The following is a 16,362-nucleotide window of genomic DNA, read 5'->3' as shown; positions in this document are numbered from 1 at the left end:
CGCTTCTTCGAAAGGCCGTCGTGGACGTTCTTCAAGTCATTCTGCAGATCCTGCTGGGCATCACCAGCCTTCTGCTGACGCTGCTCATCCTCTTGCACAAGGGACGTGGCGGCGGTTTGTCCGACATGTTCGGTGGCGGAATGAGCTCCGGATTGAGTTCATCCGGCGTAGCTGAGCGCAACCTGAACCGCTTCACCATCATTCTCGGAATCACGTGGGGTGTTGTGATCATCGGTTTGGGCCTGATCATGCGATTCAGCTCGGGTGGCGACTCCTAGTCATTGCCAAAAGGGAGGCTCCTGGACAGGAGCCTCCCTTTTTCTTGCCCCCGGGCACCCAACCCTAGTGCCGTCGTCGAGCCCCTCGCATTAGACTGTCCCTGTTGGCCGTAAGGCCACAGGCCGTGACGGCCGACCACCGAGTCGCTAGGGGTTCGAAAATGGTTCATGGCACGTCTGGTTATCGGGGCACTCGCGTAGGCGTAACCCAGGGTTCAGAGCCGCGGCAACAAAGCGACCACGGATCCGGCGAACAGTTGCCGCGTATTCGTGTTCCCTATTGGTGCGCCAAGGGACACGAAACGCGGCTTGTTTTCCTTAAGCTGCCGGACGAGCAGATTCCCAGGACGTGGGACTGCCCCAAATGTGGTTCGCCCGCTACGCGGGATCCCGGCCATCCGGCCCCGGAAAGACCTGACGATGAGATCTTCAAATCGCACTTGGATTACGTTAAAGAACGACGCTCCAGCCAGGATGCCGAAGTGGTCCTGGCTGGAGCGCTGGATCGGTTACGCGCCCGCGGGGTCCTTCCGGACCAACTGCTGGGGGACGCGTGACGCCGCATTCTCGTCGATAAGCCATAGGGTCCTCGCCCGCCCCACAGGACCCGCTGCGGGGACCTGGACGGGGTTGGCGCCTGCGAGGGCCAAGCCCACAGCTCCTGCCTTGTCCTCGCCGGCAACAACCATCCAGATTTCCTGTGCTGTGTTGATTGCAGGAAGCGTCAATGAAATGCGGGACGACGGTGGCTTGGGCGAGTTCTCGACGCCCACCACGGGACGGGACTTCTCGCGGATGCCGGCTTGCTCGGGGAAAAGCGATGCCACATGCGCATCGGGTCCCACGCCCAGGAGCAGGATGTCGAACCGGGGCAGAGTCCCGGGCTGCTCGGGCCTGTCATCAGACGTGTCTGCTGCGTGCTCGGCCTCTGCAGCTGCCTTGAGCTCTTCAGCGTAGGCAGCTGCTGCCTCGTCCGCCGTAGCGTACTGATCGGCGGAGCCGGGCTCGTGAACCCGGGCAGGATCTACCGCCAAGTGGGAAAGCAAAGCCTGGTGTGCTTGGCGGGTGTTCCTGTCGTCGCTGTCAGCGGCAACAAATCGCTCATCACCCCACCAGAAGTTGACCCTTGACCAGTCGACAGCGGGCGCCGCGGCAGAGTCTGCGACGGCCTTCAGGGTCCCAATGCCAACGGTTCCGCCGGTCAGGACTACTGTGGCCTCGCCATGCTTGTCCTGGACATCCACAAGCTTGGTGATGAGACGTGCCGCAATGGCGGCCATCAACACCTTTGAATCGGGGTGGATGCTTACTCTTGGCTCAGCGTGCACTGGTCTGGACTCTCCTCTGGCTGGTTAGTGGCAGTCCCATCGTAATCACTTCTCCGAAGACTTCGTCCGGATCGAGCCTGCGGAGTTCCTCGGCGAGGCAATCCTTGAGGCTTCTGCGGGGGAGCGTGATACGCTGCGCCGGCTGTCCGGGCTGTGTCAGCTCGGCCACGGACAGGCCGGGACGGAAGAGCTGCACGTCGCCACTGGCGCGGGTGAGGCGCACACGGCGGATGCCGGTTCCTGCCGGATCGGCAACGATCGTGACCGGAGCCTGCAGGGCCAAGCTCAGCCATGCGGCGAGGAGCAGCGTGCTGGGGGAGTCCGAGGCACCTTCCACGGCGACGGCTGATACCGGGTCACCATCAACCTGGTCGAACACGGCTGCGAGCTGCATGCGCCAGTTGGTCAGGCGGGTCCAGGCGAGGTCGGTGTCGCCGGCTTTGTACGTGGCCCGGATGTTTTCCAGGGCGAGCCGGGGATCGGGTTCGTTGGCGGAATCCGTGATGCGTCGGTGGGCGATGCGGCCGATCGATGTCTCGCAGGCGCTTTCCGGTGCACCGTGCGGCCACCACGCCACGATCGGTGCGTCCGGGAGCAGCAGCGCAGCGACCAATGATTCGCTCTCGTGCGCCATGTGCCCGTGGCCGCGCAGGACGATGACCTCCGAAGCTCCGGCGTCGCCACCCACGCGGATCTGCGCGTCGAGGCGGTCCGGGCCTTCTACGCCTGCGTCTGCCAGGACAATGATCCGGCACGGGTGTTCCCGGCTGGCTTCATTGGCTGCCTCGATGGCTTCCTCTTCCTGCCCGGACTTGGTCACGACCACCAGGGTGAGGACACGACCCAAGGCGATGACGCCGCCTTGTTCGCGCAGCGACATGATCTTCTTGGAGATCTTGGAGGTGGTGGTATTGGGAAGATCTACGATCATGGCCTTCTCCAGGTTCGTCCGTCACGGGCCAGCAGGGCGTCGGCCGAGGCCGGGCCCCAGCTGCCGGGTGCGTAGGGTTGCGGTTGTTCGTCCAGGCCGGCCCAGTATTCCTCGAACGGGTCAAGGATCTTCCAGGACAATTCCACTTCCTGGTGGCGCGGGAAAAGCGGCGGTTCGCCCAGGAGCACGTCCAGTATGAGGCGTTCGTAGGCTTCGGGGCTGGACTCGGTAAAGGAGTGGCCGTAGCCGAAGTCCATGGTGACGTCGCGGACTTCCATCTGCGTGCCGGGAACCTTGGAACCGAACCGGATGGTGGCGCCTTCGTCGGGCTGGACACGGATCACTACGGCGTTCTGGCCAAAGTCGTCCTCGCCGTGATCGCGGAAGAGCAGGTTTGGTGCGCGTTTGAAGACCACTGCGATTTCAGTGACGCGGCGGCCGAGGCGTTTGCCGGCGCGCAGGTAAAACGGCACGCCGTTCCAGCGGCGGGTGTTGATGTCTACCCGGATCGCAGCGAACGTCTCGGTCTTCGAATCGGCAGGAATACCGTCCTCATCCAGGTATCCGAGGACTTCTTCGCCGCCCTGCCAACCACCGGTGAACTGACCGCGGGCCGAATGGGTGGAGAGGTCATCGGGCAGCTTGACCGCTGCGAGGACCTTTTCCTTCTCCGCCCGCAGATCGTCGGCGTTGAAGGAGATGGGTTCTTCCATCGCCGTCAACGCGAGCAACTGCAGCAGGTGGTTCTGGATGACGTCGCGGGCCGCACCCACGCCGTCGTAGTACCCTGCGCGGCCACCTGTTCCGATGTCCTCGGCCATGGTGATCTGGACGTGGTCCACGTAGTTGGCGTTCCAGAGCGGTTCGAACAACTGGTTCGCGAAACGCAGCGCCAGGATGTTCTGTACCGTCTCCTTGCCCAGGTAGTGGTCGATCCTGAACACGGCATCGGCCGGGAACACCGATTCCACGATGTCGTTCAGCTGCCGGGCAGACTCGAGGTCGTGCCCGAACGGCTTCTCGATGACCACTCGGCGCCACTGACCGGGCTTGGCCTGCGCCAGGCCGTGCTTGGACAGCTGACGACACACCTGCTCGAAGGCCTTGGGCGGGATGGACAGGTAGAAGCCGTGATTGCCGCGGGTGCCACGGGTCTCATCCAGCTCATCCAACACATCACCGAGGCGCTCGAAAGCGTCGTCGTCGTCGAACTCGCCCTGGACAAAGCGGATACCGGAAGCAAGCTGCTCCCACACGGCTTCATCGAACTTGGTCCGGGCGTGGGCCTTGACGTTTTCCTTGACCTCGGCCGCGAAGTCGGCGTTGTCCCAGTCGCGGCGGCCGAAACCCACCAGCGCGAAGCTGGGCGGAAGGAGGCCACGGTTGGCGAGGTCATAGACCGCCGGCATGAGCTTTTTACGGGCGAGGTCGCCGGTGACTCCGAAGAACACCAACGACGACGGCCCGGCAATGCGGTTCAGGCGCCGATCCCGCGGATCCCGCAAGGGGTTCCGGAGACCGGCGGCTTTCCTGCCGTTTTCAGTTTCTGGCATGTTTGGTTCTGTGCCTTAGCTTTCGAGTGCGCTGGCTTGGGTGGTCAGCGCAGCGACGACTTCCTGGAGTTGGGCGACGCCCGCAGCGCGCTCAGTGAGGTGCAGACGCAACACCGGCCGTCCATGGCCTTCCAGTACCTGGGCATCACCTGAGGCCTGTGCGGCAATGAGCTGGCCGAAGGTGAAGGGGCGCTCCGGGATGTCGAGGTCGGTGGAGGATGCCGCAGTGATCTGAAGGAACACACCGATTGCCGGTCCACCCTTGTGGAACTGACCCGTGGAATGAAGGAAACGGGGTCCCCAACCGAAAGTCACCGGACGTCCGCTGACAGCTGCGAGTTCGTCGCGGATTCCTTCGAGCGGTGCGTAGGAAATACGGTCAAAGTAGGCCTGAACGCTCAAGTAACCATCCGCGCCGAGCTGGGCCAGAAGTGCCTGAACAGCTTCCGAAACAGTGGACGCAGAACCAAGCCAGTCTCCGCCGCGAACCTCCACAGCACCATCGGTGAAGACAGCGGGGGTGGGCTCCGGTCGTGCATCCAGCAAGCCGCGCGCAGCCACCTTCGCGGCTTCGACGTCGGGCTGGTCGTAAGGGTTGATGCCCAGAAGGCGACCAGCCACCGCTGTGGCGAATTCCCAGACGAACATCTGCGAAGGCAGGCCACCGGCAATGGCGACCTCGTTTTCGCGAAGTTCGACGTCGGCATCCGCGCCTACCAGCCGAACCACCAGGACGTCGTCGGCGCCGTTGGTGGCCTCGGGGGAATCCGGTCCGGCGACCACCGGCAGAACGCCAGTGCCAAGCTTGCCCGTGGATTCGGCGATGAGCTGCTCGGCCCAGTCGGCGAAACCAACAATGCCCGAGCCGTCTTCGGCAATGACGATCTTGTTGCGCAGCGGGCTGGTACCACCCAAGGCGATGCCCAAGGCAAGGCCAATGTTATCGGCTGAGTCCTCGTTAAGGATCTCCGCCGCCTCTTCTGCCTCGTCCAGGAATGCCTGAATATCGACACCCGCCAAGCCACTCGGAACCAGACCAAAAGCGGTCAGTGCGGAGAAGCGTCCACCCACGTTGGGATCGGCGTTGAACACCGCACGGTAGCCGGCCTCGCGGGACGCCTTGTCCAAAGGCGAACCCGGATCCGTGACAATGATGATCCGGCTCTTGGCATCTATTCCAGCGTCGTTGAACGCCTTCTCAAAGACGCGTCGCTGGGAGTCGGTTTCAACAGTGGAGCCCGACTTGGAGGAAACAACAATAGCCGTCTCCTCCAACCGATCAGCCAAAGCAGCACTGACCTGCTCAGGATCAGTGCTGTCCAGCACAGTCAGCTCGACGCCGGCAGTACCGGCAATGACCTCAGGAGCCAACGAAGACCCACCCATGCCACACAGGACAATGCGTGAGACACCGTCTGCACGGAGGGCATCACGAAGTTCCAGAATGTCCCCGACCAGGGCCTGGGACACGGTGGCAGCCTCCACCCAGCCCAGACGGATCGCAGACTCGGACTCCGCATCAGGACCCCACAACGTGTGGTCCTTCGCGAAAATCCGGGTCGCGATCTTGTCCTCGACCAGGCTGTCAATGTGCTGGGCGATGGCTTCTTGCGCGGCACCGCTGGCGTCGTAGCTGATTGTGCTCATGATGGGTTAGGAAGCCTTCCGTGCGGTGACCAGTGCGCCTTCGACGTCGGCGAGGAGTTCCTTCCAGGAGCCCACGAACTTCTCGAGGCCTTCGGTCTCGAGGAGGGTGACGACGTCGTTGTAGGAAACACCGAGAGCTTCCAGGGCGTTGAGGGTCTCGTTCGCTTCGTCATAGGTGCCGGTAATGGTGTCACCGGTGACTACGCCGTGATCGAAGGTTGCATCGAGCGTCTTCTCCGGCATGGTGTTGACCACGCCGGCTGCAACGAGTTCCGTCACGTAGAGGGTGTCCGGGTAAGCCGGATCCTTCACACCGGTGGAGGCCCACAGCGGACGCTGAGGAAGCGCGCCGGCCTCGGCCAGCACTGCCCAGCGCTCGGTGGAGAACAGCTCTTCGTAGACCTGGTAGGCCAGGCGAGCGTTGGCCACGCCGGCCTTGCCCTTAAGTGCCTTGGCTTCATCGGTGCCGATGGCGTCGAGGCGCTTGTCGATTTCGGAATCAACGCGGGAAACGAAGAAGGAGGCCACGGAGTGGATCTTGGAGAGGTCGTGGCCGTTCTCCTTGGCCTGCTCAAGGCCGGACTGGAAGGCATTGATGACCGCGCGGTAGCGCTCCAGGGAGAAGATCAGGGTCACGTTGACGCTGATGCCCTCGGCCAGTGTTGCCGTGATGGCTTCAAGGCCTTCCAGGGTTGCCGGGATCTTGATGTGGACGTTGTCCTTGTTGACCTTCGCGTAGAGGTGCTTGGCCTCGGCGATGGTGCCGGCGGTGTCCCAGGCGAGGCGGGGATCAACCTCGATGGAGACGCGGCCGTCCACACCGTTGGTGGCGGCGGCGATCGGCGCGAAGAGATCGCAGGCGTCAGCGACGTCCGTGGTGGTGATTTCGAAGATGGTCTCTTCAACGCTGGCGCCGGCGGCAGCCTGTGCCGCGATAGTGGCGTCGTAGTCCGTGCCGGAGGTGATGGCGGCGTGGAAGATGGACGGGTTGGTGGTCACACCAACAACGTTCTTTTCGTCGATGAGCTTCTGCAGGGTGCCAGTGTCCAGGCGGGTGCGGGAAAGGTCATCGAGCCAGATGGAAACGCCGGCATCAGAGAGCTGCTGCGTGGGAGTGCTAGACATGTTTTTTTCTCCTGTGAGAGGGGAGCAGACTGTTATGCGTTGACGTCTGCGAGGGAGTCTTTGGCTGCGGCTGCAACGGCTTCGGCGGTGATGCCGAATTCGTTGAAGAGCCGCTTGTAGTCGGCCGAGGCACCGAAGTGCTCCAGGGAGATGGAGCGGCCGGCGTCGCCGACGAATTCGCGCCAGCCCAGTGCAAGGCCGGCTTCAACAGAAACGCGGGCCTTCACGGAAGCGGGGAGCACCGATTCGCGGTAGGCCTCGTCCTGCTTGTTGAACCACTCAACGCAGGGCATGGAGACGACGCGCGCTGCGATACCTTCGGCCTGGAGGGCTTCGCGGGCCTGGACTGCCAGCTGGACTTCCGAGCCGGTGCCGATCAGGATGACCTGGGCGTCAACGGTTTCGCCGTCCTTTGAGGCTTCAGCCAGAACGTAACCGCCCTTGGCCACACCTGCGGTGGAACCGAAGGTGTCACCGGTGGCTTCACCTTCGCCGCGGGCGTAGGTGGGGATGTTCTGGCGGGTCAGGACAATGCCGGCCGGGTTCTCGTGGTTCTCCAGCATGGCCTTCCAGGCTGCCGAGACCTCGTTCGCGTCACCGGGGCGGACGACGTCCAGGCCCGGGATGGCACGCAGGGACGCGAGCTGCTCCACCGGCTGGTGGGTGGGGCCGTCTTCGCCCAGGCCGATGGAGTCGTGCGTCCATACGTACAGGGACGGGACACCCATCAGCGCGCCGAGGCGGATGGCCGGGCGCTGGTAGTCGCTGAAGATCAAGAACGTGCCGGAGAACGCGCGGGTGCGGCCGTGCAGGGAGATACCGTTCACGATCGAGGCGGCAGCGTGCTCGCGGATACCGAAGTGCAGCACGCGTCCGTACGGGTTGCCCTTCCAGGCGTCCGTGGAGCGCGAGGTCGGGATGAACGACGGCGAGCCTTCGATGGTGGTGTTGTTGGACTCCGCGAGGTCAGCCGAACCGCCCCAGAGCTCCGGAAGGACCGGGCCGATGGCGTTCAGGACCTTGCCCGAGGCCGCACGGGTGGAAACATCCTTGCCGGCTTCAAACACGGGAAGGGCAGCGTCGATGCCCACGGGAAGCTTCTTGGCTTCAACACGCTCCAGCAGGGCAGCAGCATCCGGGTTGGCGGACTGCCATGCTTCGAACGAGGTCTGCCAGGCAGCGCGTGACTCGGCACCGCGGTCCAGGACCTTGCGGGCGTGCGCCAGAACTTCCTCGTCAACGTCGAAGGACTTGGCAGGATCGAAACCGAGCACGGTCTTCAGTGCTGCGACTTCTTCTGCGCCCAGGGCGGAGCCGTGGATCTTGCCGGTGTTCTGCTTCTTCGGGGCCGGGTAGCCGATGATGGTGCGCAGTGAGATGATGGACGGCTTGTTCGTCTCAGCCTTGGCTGCCTGCAGCGCGGAGTACAGCTCCTGCACGTCTTCGACGTAGTCGCCGGTCTTGGTCCAGTCCACGCGCTGGGTGTGCCAGCCGTAGGCCTCGTAACGCTTGAGGACATCTTCGGTGAAGGCGATGTCGGTGTCGTCTTCGATGGAGATGTGGTTCTCGTCGTAGATCACCACGAGGTTGCCCAGTTCCTGGTGCCCGGCAAGCGAGGACGCCTCGGAAGTCACGCCTTCCTGAAGGTCGCCGTCGGAGGCGATAACCCAGATGGTGTGGTCGAACGGCGAATCGCCGGCGGGAGCGTCGGCGTCGAACAGGCCGCGCTGGCGACGCTGGGAGTAGGCGAAACCAACAGCGGAAGCCAGGCCCTGACCCAGCGGGCCGGTGGTGATTTCCACACCGGCGGTGTGCTTGTACTCCGGGTGGCCCGGGGTCAGCGAACCCCAGGTGCGCAGCGCTTCGAGGTCCTTCAGTTCCAGGCCGTAACCGGAGAGGAACAGCTGGATGTAAAGGGTCAGCGAGGTGTGACCGGGGGACAGGACAAACCGGTCACGGCCGATCCAGTCCGGGTTCTTCGGGTCATGACGCATCAGCTTCTGGAACAGCAGGTACGCTGCCGGAGCCAAGCTCATCGCCGTACCAGGGTGGCCGTTGCCGACCTTCTCCACGGCATCAGCGGCCAACACGCGAACGGTGTCAACAGCCTTCTTGTCCAGATCGGTCCATGACAGTTCTTGCTCTTCCAAATGTGGCACGAAAACCGAGCCCCTCTCTGTGCTGACGGCAGGCTTACGGACACGGCACGCAGGAAGCACAGGATGGCGCCCGCTGCAATGTGTCTACCAGCCGTTCACCATTGAAACGTTGATCTCTCATCCAGACGCACGGATATCCGAGAATACGGTTTCCCGGATCGTCAACGTGTGCTGATCTGCTCAATAGCTTAGCCCTAAACGTGTCGCGGAACTCAGGGAATCCCACTAACTGGACAGAAATTCCCTTATATGAATCACGATGGCCCGCCTTGCCAGTGAAGATTCGGAAACATTGACGTATTTTGCGGACATCGGGCCACTTCCGGCCACGGTATGATATTTGGAGGCCACCAGCGGTTCATGCGCCCGTGTTTGCTTTCGACAACAGGGACGGCAGCCGCTGCGAGAACCCCAGAGCATAGAACAGAGTGACTGCCGCCGTGAGCACAACTGATACGCCCCTTAACGCGTCCCCGGCCCGGGGAAGCATCGGTATTTCCCGTAAGTTCAAGGCGTATCTGGCTCTGACCAAACCCCGTGTCATCGAGCTGCTCCTGGTCAGCACACTGCCCACCATGATCTTCGCGCAGCGCGGTTTTCCCTCCATCGGACTGATCCTGGCAACCCTCGTTGGCGGTGCCTTCGCAGCCGGCAGCGCCGGCGTGTTCAACTGCTACATCGACCGTGACATCGACAAATTGATGCACAGGACCGAGAAACGGCCGTTGGTGACCGGCGAAGTGACACCACGCGAGGCCCTGGTCTTCGCATGGATTCTTGGCGCCGCCTCCATTGCGATCCTGTGGTTCGGTGCCAACCCTCTTTCTGCTTGGCTTGGCCTCGGCGCCATCGTCTTCTATGTGGTCATCTACACGATGATCTTGAAGCGCCGCACCGCCCAGAACATCGTGTGGGGCGGCGCTGCGGGATGCTTCCCGGTGCTCATCGCATGGGCAGCTGTCACCAACACCGTTGAGTGGCCCGCCATCGTCCTGTTCATGGTCATCTTCCTCTGGACGCCCCCACACTACTGGCCGCTCTCCATGCGTTACGGAGAGGACTACCGCAACGCGAAGGTGCCCATGCTCGGCGCAATCGCCGGCGCGAAAGTGGTTTCGGTGCAGGTTGTCCTCTACGCCTGGGCCATGGTTGCCTGCTCCTTGCTGATGGTCCCCGTAGGCGGTGCCGGCTGGGTCTACACCATCGCGGCTGTTGCTGCGGGCGCATGGTTCCTCTACGAGAGCCACGCACTGTACAAGCGCGCACAGGGTGGCGACGTCTCCAACAAGGGCGCCATGAAGGTCTTCCACGGCTCCATCAGCTACCTGACACTACTCTTCATCGCGTTGGCCGTTGACCCCTTCGTCGGCTCGGCGATCGTCGGCAGCTAGCCCCGGTTCCTCAAGTCTTCACGCAAAAGCGCGACGTCGGCACTCACTCCGGGTGCCGACGTCGCGCTTTTCATTGCCCCCAACCCTCTCTCACATGAGCCCAACCCTCTCTCACATCCCTCGGGCTTGAGCCCAACCCTCTCTCACATCCCTCGGGCTTGAGCCCGACCCTCTCTCACATCCCTCGGGCTTGAGCCCAACCCTCTCTCACATATCGAATGATGCAACCAGGCGAGCGAGAGGGGGAGGCGCCTGTCCGTGCGGTAGCGCGGCGACCAGCAGGGGAGCGTATCGAATCTTGTTGCCGCTGCGTCCGCCGAAAAACCGGCGCAATTGCATCGTTATGGGTTGGTCCCGCAATGAAGGCTGGCGTTGAAGGAGCTCGAACGACGCGAGCTCGCCCTGGTCTTCGATGACGCTGAGCACGGCTTCAATGCCAAGGCAACGGATGAGTTCGTCCTCCAGATCAGCATCACAGACCTGGAACCCGAGCTCCTCCAATGGGCCGACCCCCAGGCCTGCCCTGCTGAGGGCGCGGGCAACTCCCGGAGACTCTGCTGAGTCGCAGAGGCCCAGCAACCTGTGACCGGCGCCTTTCGAACCGTAGAGCTCGAGGAAGTGGACTATGCTCGTGGCGCCGCCCATCGGCACCACCGAGATTCTTCGCGCGCCGATGTCATATCCACGGAGGGCGGCCAGTGCCTCGACCGCCAGGCGGTCACTTTCACCCTCTACCAGTACTGTCGTCGACTCCATGGGGACAGTATGCCGGACGCTATGCCGGCCAATCCGGCTGGACCCCAAACCCAAGTACTGTCAGGCAGTATCGGTGGTGGAGCTAGTTGGCAGGGCTGTGCTTCGCTACATCAGCGGCGTTGGTGGCCGCACTCATCAACACGGCAGCACCGAACATGTGCGCGCCGACCAAGAGAGCCGGAATTCCGTTGTAGTACTGCGTGAAGCCGATGACCGCCTGCAGCAATGTAACGCCGAGCAGAAGGTATGCGGCCGTGCGGAACGGGCCCCCAATCTTGTGACGGACCACCAAGTACACCGCGAACAGTGTTCCTGCCGTGATGAGGTAGGCCGGTACGGCGTGAATATGCGAGAAGAGATCCCAGTCCAGGTCATTCCGCGGAGCGTCTGCATCTCCTGCGTGGGGCCCGGCGCCAGTGACCACAACACCCAGCATCACCGAAAGTGCCGAGAAAACAGCGACAGCCATCATCACGGGGCGTGCGATGGAGGGGAGCGCCGGAAGGGTGCGGTTCATGAAGCGGCCGGTCCGCCCATAGGCCCGGTTGACCAGCAATGTGGCAAAGACCACCAGGGCCATGGAGACAAGGAAGTGCAGCCCTACAACCCACGGGTTGAGGCCGGACAGAACGGTAATACCGCCAATGATGGCCTGGGCCGGGATGCTTGCAAGGAGCCCCAGGGCAAGGATGAAGAGGTCGCGACGTTCCTTGCGGAGGTTCCACAAGTACACGAGCATGAGCGCGGCAACGGCCGCGAGGGCGAACGTGAGCAGGCGGTTGCCGAATTCAATGAACCCGTGGATGCCCATCTCCGGTGTATTGACCAGGGAGTCGTTGGTGCAACGGGGCCACGTGGGGCAACCCAGCCCCGAGGCGGTGAGGCGGACGGCACCACCGGTCACCACAAGAACCGTCTGCCCAATGAGGGACAGCAGGGCCAACCGGCGTACGGCCTTGTTAACCTCGGTGGGCAACTTGGACGTGAATCGCTGGATGGTTTTCGGGAGGCGCGATGCCGTGCTCACAGTTTTCTCAACTCTCAGTTCTGAATGTTGGTGGATACCAGGTTGCTTAGTTCCACTTAAACCAGCGGATGGCTGCAGCGCCGGCCAGCACTGTCCACAGCAGGAGGATCACAACGGCAGGGAACGGGACGGCCCCCGCCAGGAAGGCGTCCCGGAGTGCTTGGCCCAGCGCACCGGAAGGAAGGAATTGGACGATGCCCTGCAGCAAAGAGGGCAGTCGTTCGGCCGGTACCACTATGCCGCCCAACGCTCCGAGGAGAATCCACAGCAGGTTGGTGATCGCAAGGGTAGCTTCGGGCCGTACCGTTCCAGCCACGAGCAAGCCCAATGCGGTGAAGGCAGCAGCACCGAGAACCAGCAGACCGAGCCCCGGAAGCCAGGCCTCCGGCCGCGGCTGCCATCCCAGCAGACCGGCAACGGCCCCTACTACCAGCACTTGGAGGAACAGAACCACCAGCACGGCGAGGATCTTGCCCGCGATGAGCCCGCCCCTGCCAAGGGGAGTGGTGGAAAGAAAGCGGAGAACTCCGTATCGGCGATCAAAACCGGTAGCGATGCCCTGACCGGTGAAAGCCGTGGACATCGCGCACAGGGCGAGAATTCCCGGGGTCGCAACGTCCACACGGGAGCCACCAAGGCCATCCAGCATCGGGGTGACCACCAAGCCAACGAGCGCCATCAGAGGCAGCACGATGGCGAGAATGAGTTGCTCACCATTGCGGAGCATGGTGATGGTCTCGTAGCGCCCCTGCTGCATGATCCGGCGCGGCAAGGATGCCGGCCCGGCGTTGGGGGAGAGAAGCTTGCTCATCGGAGTTCCCTTCCGGAAATGTCCAGGAACACGTCCTCCAGGCTGCGGGCTTCCAATCGCAGTGAGGCAGGCATGATGTTCCGTTCAGCCCACCAGGCGGTGAGGGCCGCAAGGTCCTTCGGCGTGAGTTCACCAGTGATGGTGTAGCTGCCCGACCGGGTCTCGGTGACCTGGAGGCCCGCACCAAGCACGTTGGCAAAGTTCAGCCCGGCCGGAGCATCAAAGTACAGTGTCCGGTCCGAAACAGCGGATTCGGCGGAATGGTCATGTCGAAGCAGTTCGGCGACTGTTCCTTCCACAACGTTATGACCGCCGTCGATGATGTAAACATAATCCGCCAGGCGTTCGGCATCATCCATGAGGTGAGTCGTCAGGACGATTCCCATGCCTGCGTCCCGAAGTTCCGCGATGAGATCGAAGACCATCTGGCGTGACTGTGGGTCAAGCCCCGCGCTGGGTTCGTCCAGGAACAGGATCTCCGGGTTTCCTACCAAGGCTGCCGCCAGTGCCAGCCGCTGCTTTTGGCCACCCGAAAGACGCCGCACGCTGGTCCTGCTGAACTGGTTGATGCCCAGCCGCCCCACCAGGGCGTCAACGTCCATGGGCTTTTGGTACATGCCGGCAATGTGCCGCAACAAAGGTATGGGACGGGCCGACGGCGGGAGGCCACCGTCCTGGAGCATCACACCTACGCGGGACCTCAAGCCCGCTCCTGCCGTGTCCGGGTCCTCGCCAAGGAGGGAGATTTTTCCGTCCGTTCGCTTCTGCAGGCCTTGGGCGCATTCCAGAGTGGTGGTTTTACCTGCGCCGTTAGCCCCCAGCAGGGCGGTTACTTGGCCGCGTTCGGCCACGAGGGACAGCCCGCTGACCACCCTGAGCATTTTGCCGTCAAGGGAGGCCAGGGGGCCTACGTCCTTAATGAGTCCATCTATAGTGAGGACAGGGGAATCGGGGGATCGCACCAGAGTATTCTACGGGAAGTAGTACGGTCACACTTGGCGGGCGGCGCAGGTCAGTCTTGCCTTACTGGATGCATGAAACAAATTACGACATGATTGTGTTGTGTATTCCATGAGCAGTCCAACTTCCATGCCCTCAACACGGCATGCTGCAGCGGCAGAGGCATTCGTTGCCTCGCCTGCGCTGCCGGACGCGGATGACCGCACACGGGACCGCGTCTTGAGCGCCGTCCTGGAGAACGGCCCGGTAAGTGCCGCGGAACTGGGCGACCTTCTAGGATTTACGCCGGCTGCGGTGCGGCGGCACCTTGACCACCTGGAACGCACCGGCGTCATCGAAGTCAAGCGTGTGGCCAAAGCCGGTTCCGGCGCAGGCCGTCCGGCCCGACGATATGTCCTTAGCTCGCAGGGGCAGTCCAAGCTAGGCGACGATTACCTGAATATTGCCAGTTCGGCACTCAGGCGCCTTCAGGAGCTTGCCGGCGAGGACGCAGTCCGTGAGTATGCCGAAGAACGCTTCTCGGACATGGAGCGCCGCTACGCCCCCGAGGTGGAAGCCGCCGGTAGTGACATCACGGCGCGCGCAATGGCGTTGTCGAAGGCCCTCAGCCGTGATGGCTTTGTTGCCTCGGCCCATTCCATTGAAGCCAAGGCCCCTCTGCCGGCCGCGTTGTCCAGCGTTCAGCTGTGCCAGGGCCACTGCCCGATTCAGCGGCTCGCCGCAGAGTTTCCCGTGTTCTGCGACACCGAGACCAAGGTCTTCTCGCGTTTGGTGGGCGTAGATGTCCGGCGCCTTTCCACCCTCGCGCAGGGCGGACACGTCTGCACCACCCACATACCTACCGGGCGCCCGGCTGCCACGGCATCCCCAGATGTCGCAGTGCAGCCCGGGAACCCGTATCAGGAATCAAACAACCAGCAAGAAAGGCCGTGATGACGGACCAAATAGCAGAGAAAGCGGTAGCTGACGGCACTGTGATCTCGGAGATTCTGGAGAAGAATCCCGAACTGCACGGTATCGGAAACTACGAGTACGGCTGGGCCGACAAGAACGACGTAGGCGCCAACGCCCGTCGTGGCCTCAACGAGGAGGTCGTCCGTGACATCTCCTCGAAGAAGAACGAGCCCGAATGGATGCTCGATCTGCGGCTCAAAGGCCTGAAGTACTTCGACCGCAAGCCCATGCCTACCTGGGGTGCAGACCTCTCCGGCATCGACTTCGACAACATCAAATACTTCGTTCGCTCCACTGAGAAGCAAGCGGCAACATGGGAAGACCTTCCGGAGGATATCCGGAACACCTATGAGAAGCTGGGCATTCCCGAAGCTGAGCGCAGCCGCCTTGTCTCAGGCGTCGCTGCCCAGTACGAGTCCGAGGTTGTCTACCACCAGATCCGTGAGGACCTGGAAGCCCAGGGTGTCATCTTCCTGGACACTGACACCGCCCTGCGCGAGCACCCGGAGATCTTCCAGGAGTACTTCGGCACCATCATCCCGGTGGGCGACAACAAGTTCGCTTCGTTGAACACGGCCGTATGGTCCGGCGGATCGTTCGTGTACGTGCCCAAGGGCGTTCACGTGGACATCCCGCTGCAGGCCTACTTCCGTATCAACACGGAGAACATGGGCCAGTTCGAGCGCACGCTGATCATCGCTGATGAGGACTCTTACGTCCACTACATCGAAGGCTGCACGGCTCCGATCTACACCTCGGATTCCCTGCACTCGGCCGTCGTGGAGATCATCGTGAAGAAGGGCGCCCGCGTCCGCTACACCACCATCCAGAACTGGTCCACCAACGTGTACAACCTGGTGACCAAGCGCGCCATCTGCGAAGAGGGCGCCACCATGGAGTGGATCGATGGCAACATCGGATCCAAGGTGACCATGAAGTACCCGGCCGTCTACCTCGTTGGTGAGCACGCCAAGGGTGAGACGCTGTCCATCGCCTTCGCCGGCGAGGGCCAGCACCAGGACACGGGCTCCAAGATGGTGCACATCGCGCCGAATACCAAGAGTTCCATCATTTCCAAGTCCGTGGCCCGCGGCGGCGGACGTGCTGCTTACCGCGGCCTCGTCCAGGTCCGCGAAGGCGCCAAGCACTCCGCCAACACGGTCCGTTGCGATGCCCTCCTGGTGGACACCATTTCCCGTTCGGACACATACCCGTACATCGACATCCGCGAGGATGACGTTGTCATGGGCCACGAGGCCACCGTTTCACGCGTCAGCGAAGAGCAGCTCTTCTATCTGATGTCCCGCGGCATGCCTGAAGACGAGGCCATGGCCATGATCGTGCGCGGCTTCATCGAGCCGATCGCCCGTGAATTGCCCATGGAATACGCTCTTGAGCTGAACCGCCTGATTGAACTGCAGATGGAAGGGTCCGTCGGTTAA

Annotated in this window: 15 protein-coding genes; 5 read left to right on the top strand and 10 right to left on the bottom strand. The window is 62.6% G+C overall.

Annotated features, from left to right (window positions below):
- The first annotated feature begins 20 nt into the window (after positions 1–20).
- Together secG and J3A64_RS06275 are read left to right on the top strand one after the other, a co-directional pair.
- The gene (gene secG, locus J3A64_RS06280; protein ID WP_011774779.1) at positions 21–278 is read left to right on the top strand and encodes a preprotein translocase subunit SecG; all 258 of its coding nucleotides are present in this window, start codon (positions 21–23) and stop codon (positions 276–278) included.
- Positions 279–439: 161 nt separating this feature from the next.
- Positions 440–835 carry an RNA polymerase-binding protein RbpA gene (locus J3A64_RS06275; RefSeq protein ID WP_081589140.1) on the top strand — a complete coding sequence of 132 codons (396 nt, stop codon included), beginning with the start codon at positions 440–442 and terminating at the stop codon, positions 833–835.
- On the opposite strand, the gene pgl is transcribed toward J3A64_RS06275, so the two are convergent.
- From pgl to tkt, 6 genes are read right to left on the bottom strand one after another with little or no spacing between them, the layout of a single operon-like run.
- On the bottom strand, positions 788–1,606 hold the full coding sequence (pgl, locus tag J3A64_RS06270) for a 6-phosphogluconolactonase (RefSeq protein ID WP_011774780.1): 819 nt from the start codon (positions 1,604–1,606) through the stop codon (positions 788–790). The genes J3A64_RS06275 and pgl overlap by 48 nt on opposite strands.
- On the bottom strand, positions 1,596–2,537 hold the full coding sequence (locus J3A64_RS06265) for a glucose-6-phosphate dehydrogenase assembly protein OpcA (protein ID WP_011774781.1): 942 nt from the start codon (positions 2,535–2,537) through the stop codon (positions 1,596–1,598). Before J3A64_RS06265 ends, pgl begins: the two co-directional genes overlap by 11 nt.
- Entirely contained in the window at positions 2,534–4,090 is a 1,557-nt protein-coding gene (zwf, locus tag J3A64_RS06260) for a glucose-6-phosphate dehydrogenase (protein ID WP_011774782.1), read from the bottom strand. The genes J3A64_RS06265 and zwf overlap by 4 nt, the downstream gene beginning before the upstream one ends.
- 15 nt (positions 4,091–4,105) lie before the next feature.
- Positions 4,106–5,737, bottom strand: coding sequence for a glucose-6-phosphate isomerase (locus J3A64_RS06255; protein WP_011774783.1), 1,632 nt, complete (start codon positions 5,735–5,737; stop codon positions 4,106–4,108).
- Between the two features lie 6 nt (positions 5,738–5,743).
- On the bottom strand, positions 5,744–6,862 hold the full coding sequence (gene tal, locus J3A64_RS06250) for a transaldolase (protein WP_014921875.1): 1,119 nt from the start codon (positions 6,860–6,862) through the stop codon (positions 5,744–5,746).
- Between the two features lie 32 nt (positions 6,863–6,894).
- Positions 6,895–9,021: a transketolase gene (gene tkt / locus J3A64_RS06245; protein ID WP_307807165.1), complete on the bottom strand. Its 2,127-nt coding sequence runs from the start codon at positions 9,019–9,021 to the stop codon at positions 6,895–6,897.
- Positions 9,022–9,449: 428 nt separating this feature from the next.
- Here tkt and J3A64_RS06240 point away from each other — a divergent pair, with 428 nt between their 5' ends.
- Positions 9,450–10,412 (top strand): heme o synthase, encoded by a 963-nt coding sequence (locus tag J3A64_RS06240; protein WP_011774786.1) that lies wholly within the window; start codon positions 9,450–9,452, stop codon positions 10,410–10,412.
- A gap of 207 nt (positions 10,413–10,619) precedes the next feature.
- Here the strand turns inward: J3A64_RS06240 and J3A64_RS06235 are convergent, their stop codons facing one another.
- The 4 genes from J3A64_RS06235 to J3A64_RS06220 form a co-directional block, all read right to left on the bottom strand.
- The gene (locus J3A64_RS06235) at positions 10,620–11,168 is read right to left on the bottom strand and encodes a TOPRIM nucleotidyl transferase/hydrolase domain-containing protein (RefSeq protein ID WP_210063820.1); all 549 of its coding nucleotides are present in this window, start codon (positions 11,166–11,168) and stop codon (positions 10,620–10,622) included.
- 82 nt (positions 11,169–11,250) lie between these two features.
- On the bottom strand, positions 11,251–12,195 hold the full coding sequence (locus tag J3A64_RS06230; RefSeq protein ID WP_210063819.1) for a heme A synthase: 945 nt from the start codon (positions 12,193–12,195) through the stop codon (positions 11,251–11,253).
- 46 nt (positions 12,196–12,241) lie between these two features.
- Complete coding sequence (locus tag J3A64_RS06225; protein WP_014921879.1) at positions 12,242–13,006, bottom strand: ABC transporter permease; 765 nt, start codon at positions 13,004–13,006, stop codon at positions 12,242–12,244.
- Positions 13,003–13,968, bottom strand: coding sequence for an ABC transporter ATP-binding protein (locus tag J3A64_RS06220; RefSeq protein ID WP_210063818.1), 966 nt, complete (start codon positions 13,966–13,968; stop codon positions 13,003–13,005). Before J3A64_RS06220 ends, J3A64_RS06225 begins: the two co-directional genes overlap by 4 nt.
- A 109-nt stretch (positions 13,969–14,077) precedes the next feature.
- Between J3A64_RS06220 and J3A64_RS06215 the strand changes: the two genes are divergently transcribed.
- Positions 14,078–14,899: a metalloregulator ArsR/SmtB family transcription factor gene (locus tag J3A64_RS06215; RefSeq protein ID WP_014921880.1), complete on the top strand. Its 822-nt coding sequence runs from the start codon at positions 14,078–14,080 to the stop codon at positions 14,897–14,899.
- The gene (gene sufB, locus J3A64_RS06210) at positions 14,899–16,362 is read left to right on the top strand and encodes a Fe-S cluster assembly protein SufB (protein WP_011774792.1); all 1,464 of its coding nucleotides are present in this window, start codon (positions 14,899–14,901) and stop codon (positions 16,360–16,362) included. The genes J3A64_RS06215 and sufB overlap by 1 nt, the downstream gene beginning before the upstream one ends.

It is taken from the genome of Pseudarthrobacter sp. PvP004, assembly GCF_017876035.1.
Lineage (GTDB): Bacteria > Actinomycetota > Actinomycetes > Actinomycetales > Micrococcaceae > Arthrobacter > Arthrobacter aurescens_A.
This window is presented reverse-complemented; position numbering and strand designations above follow the sequence as displayed.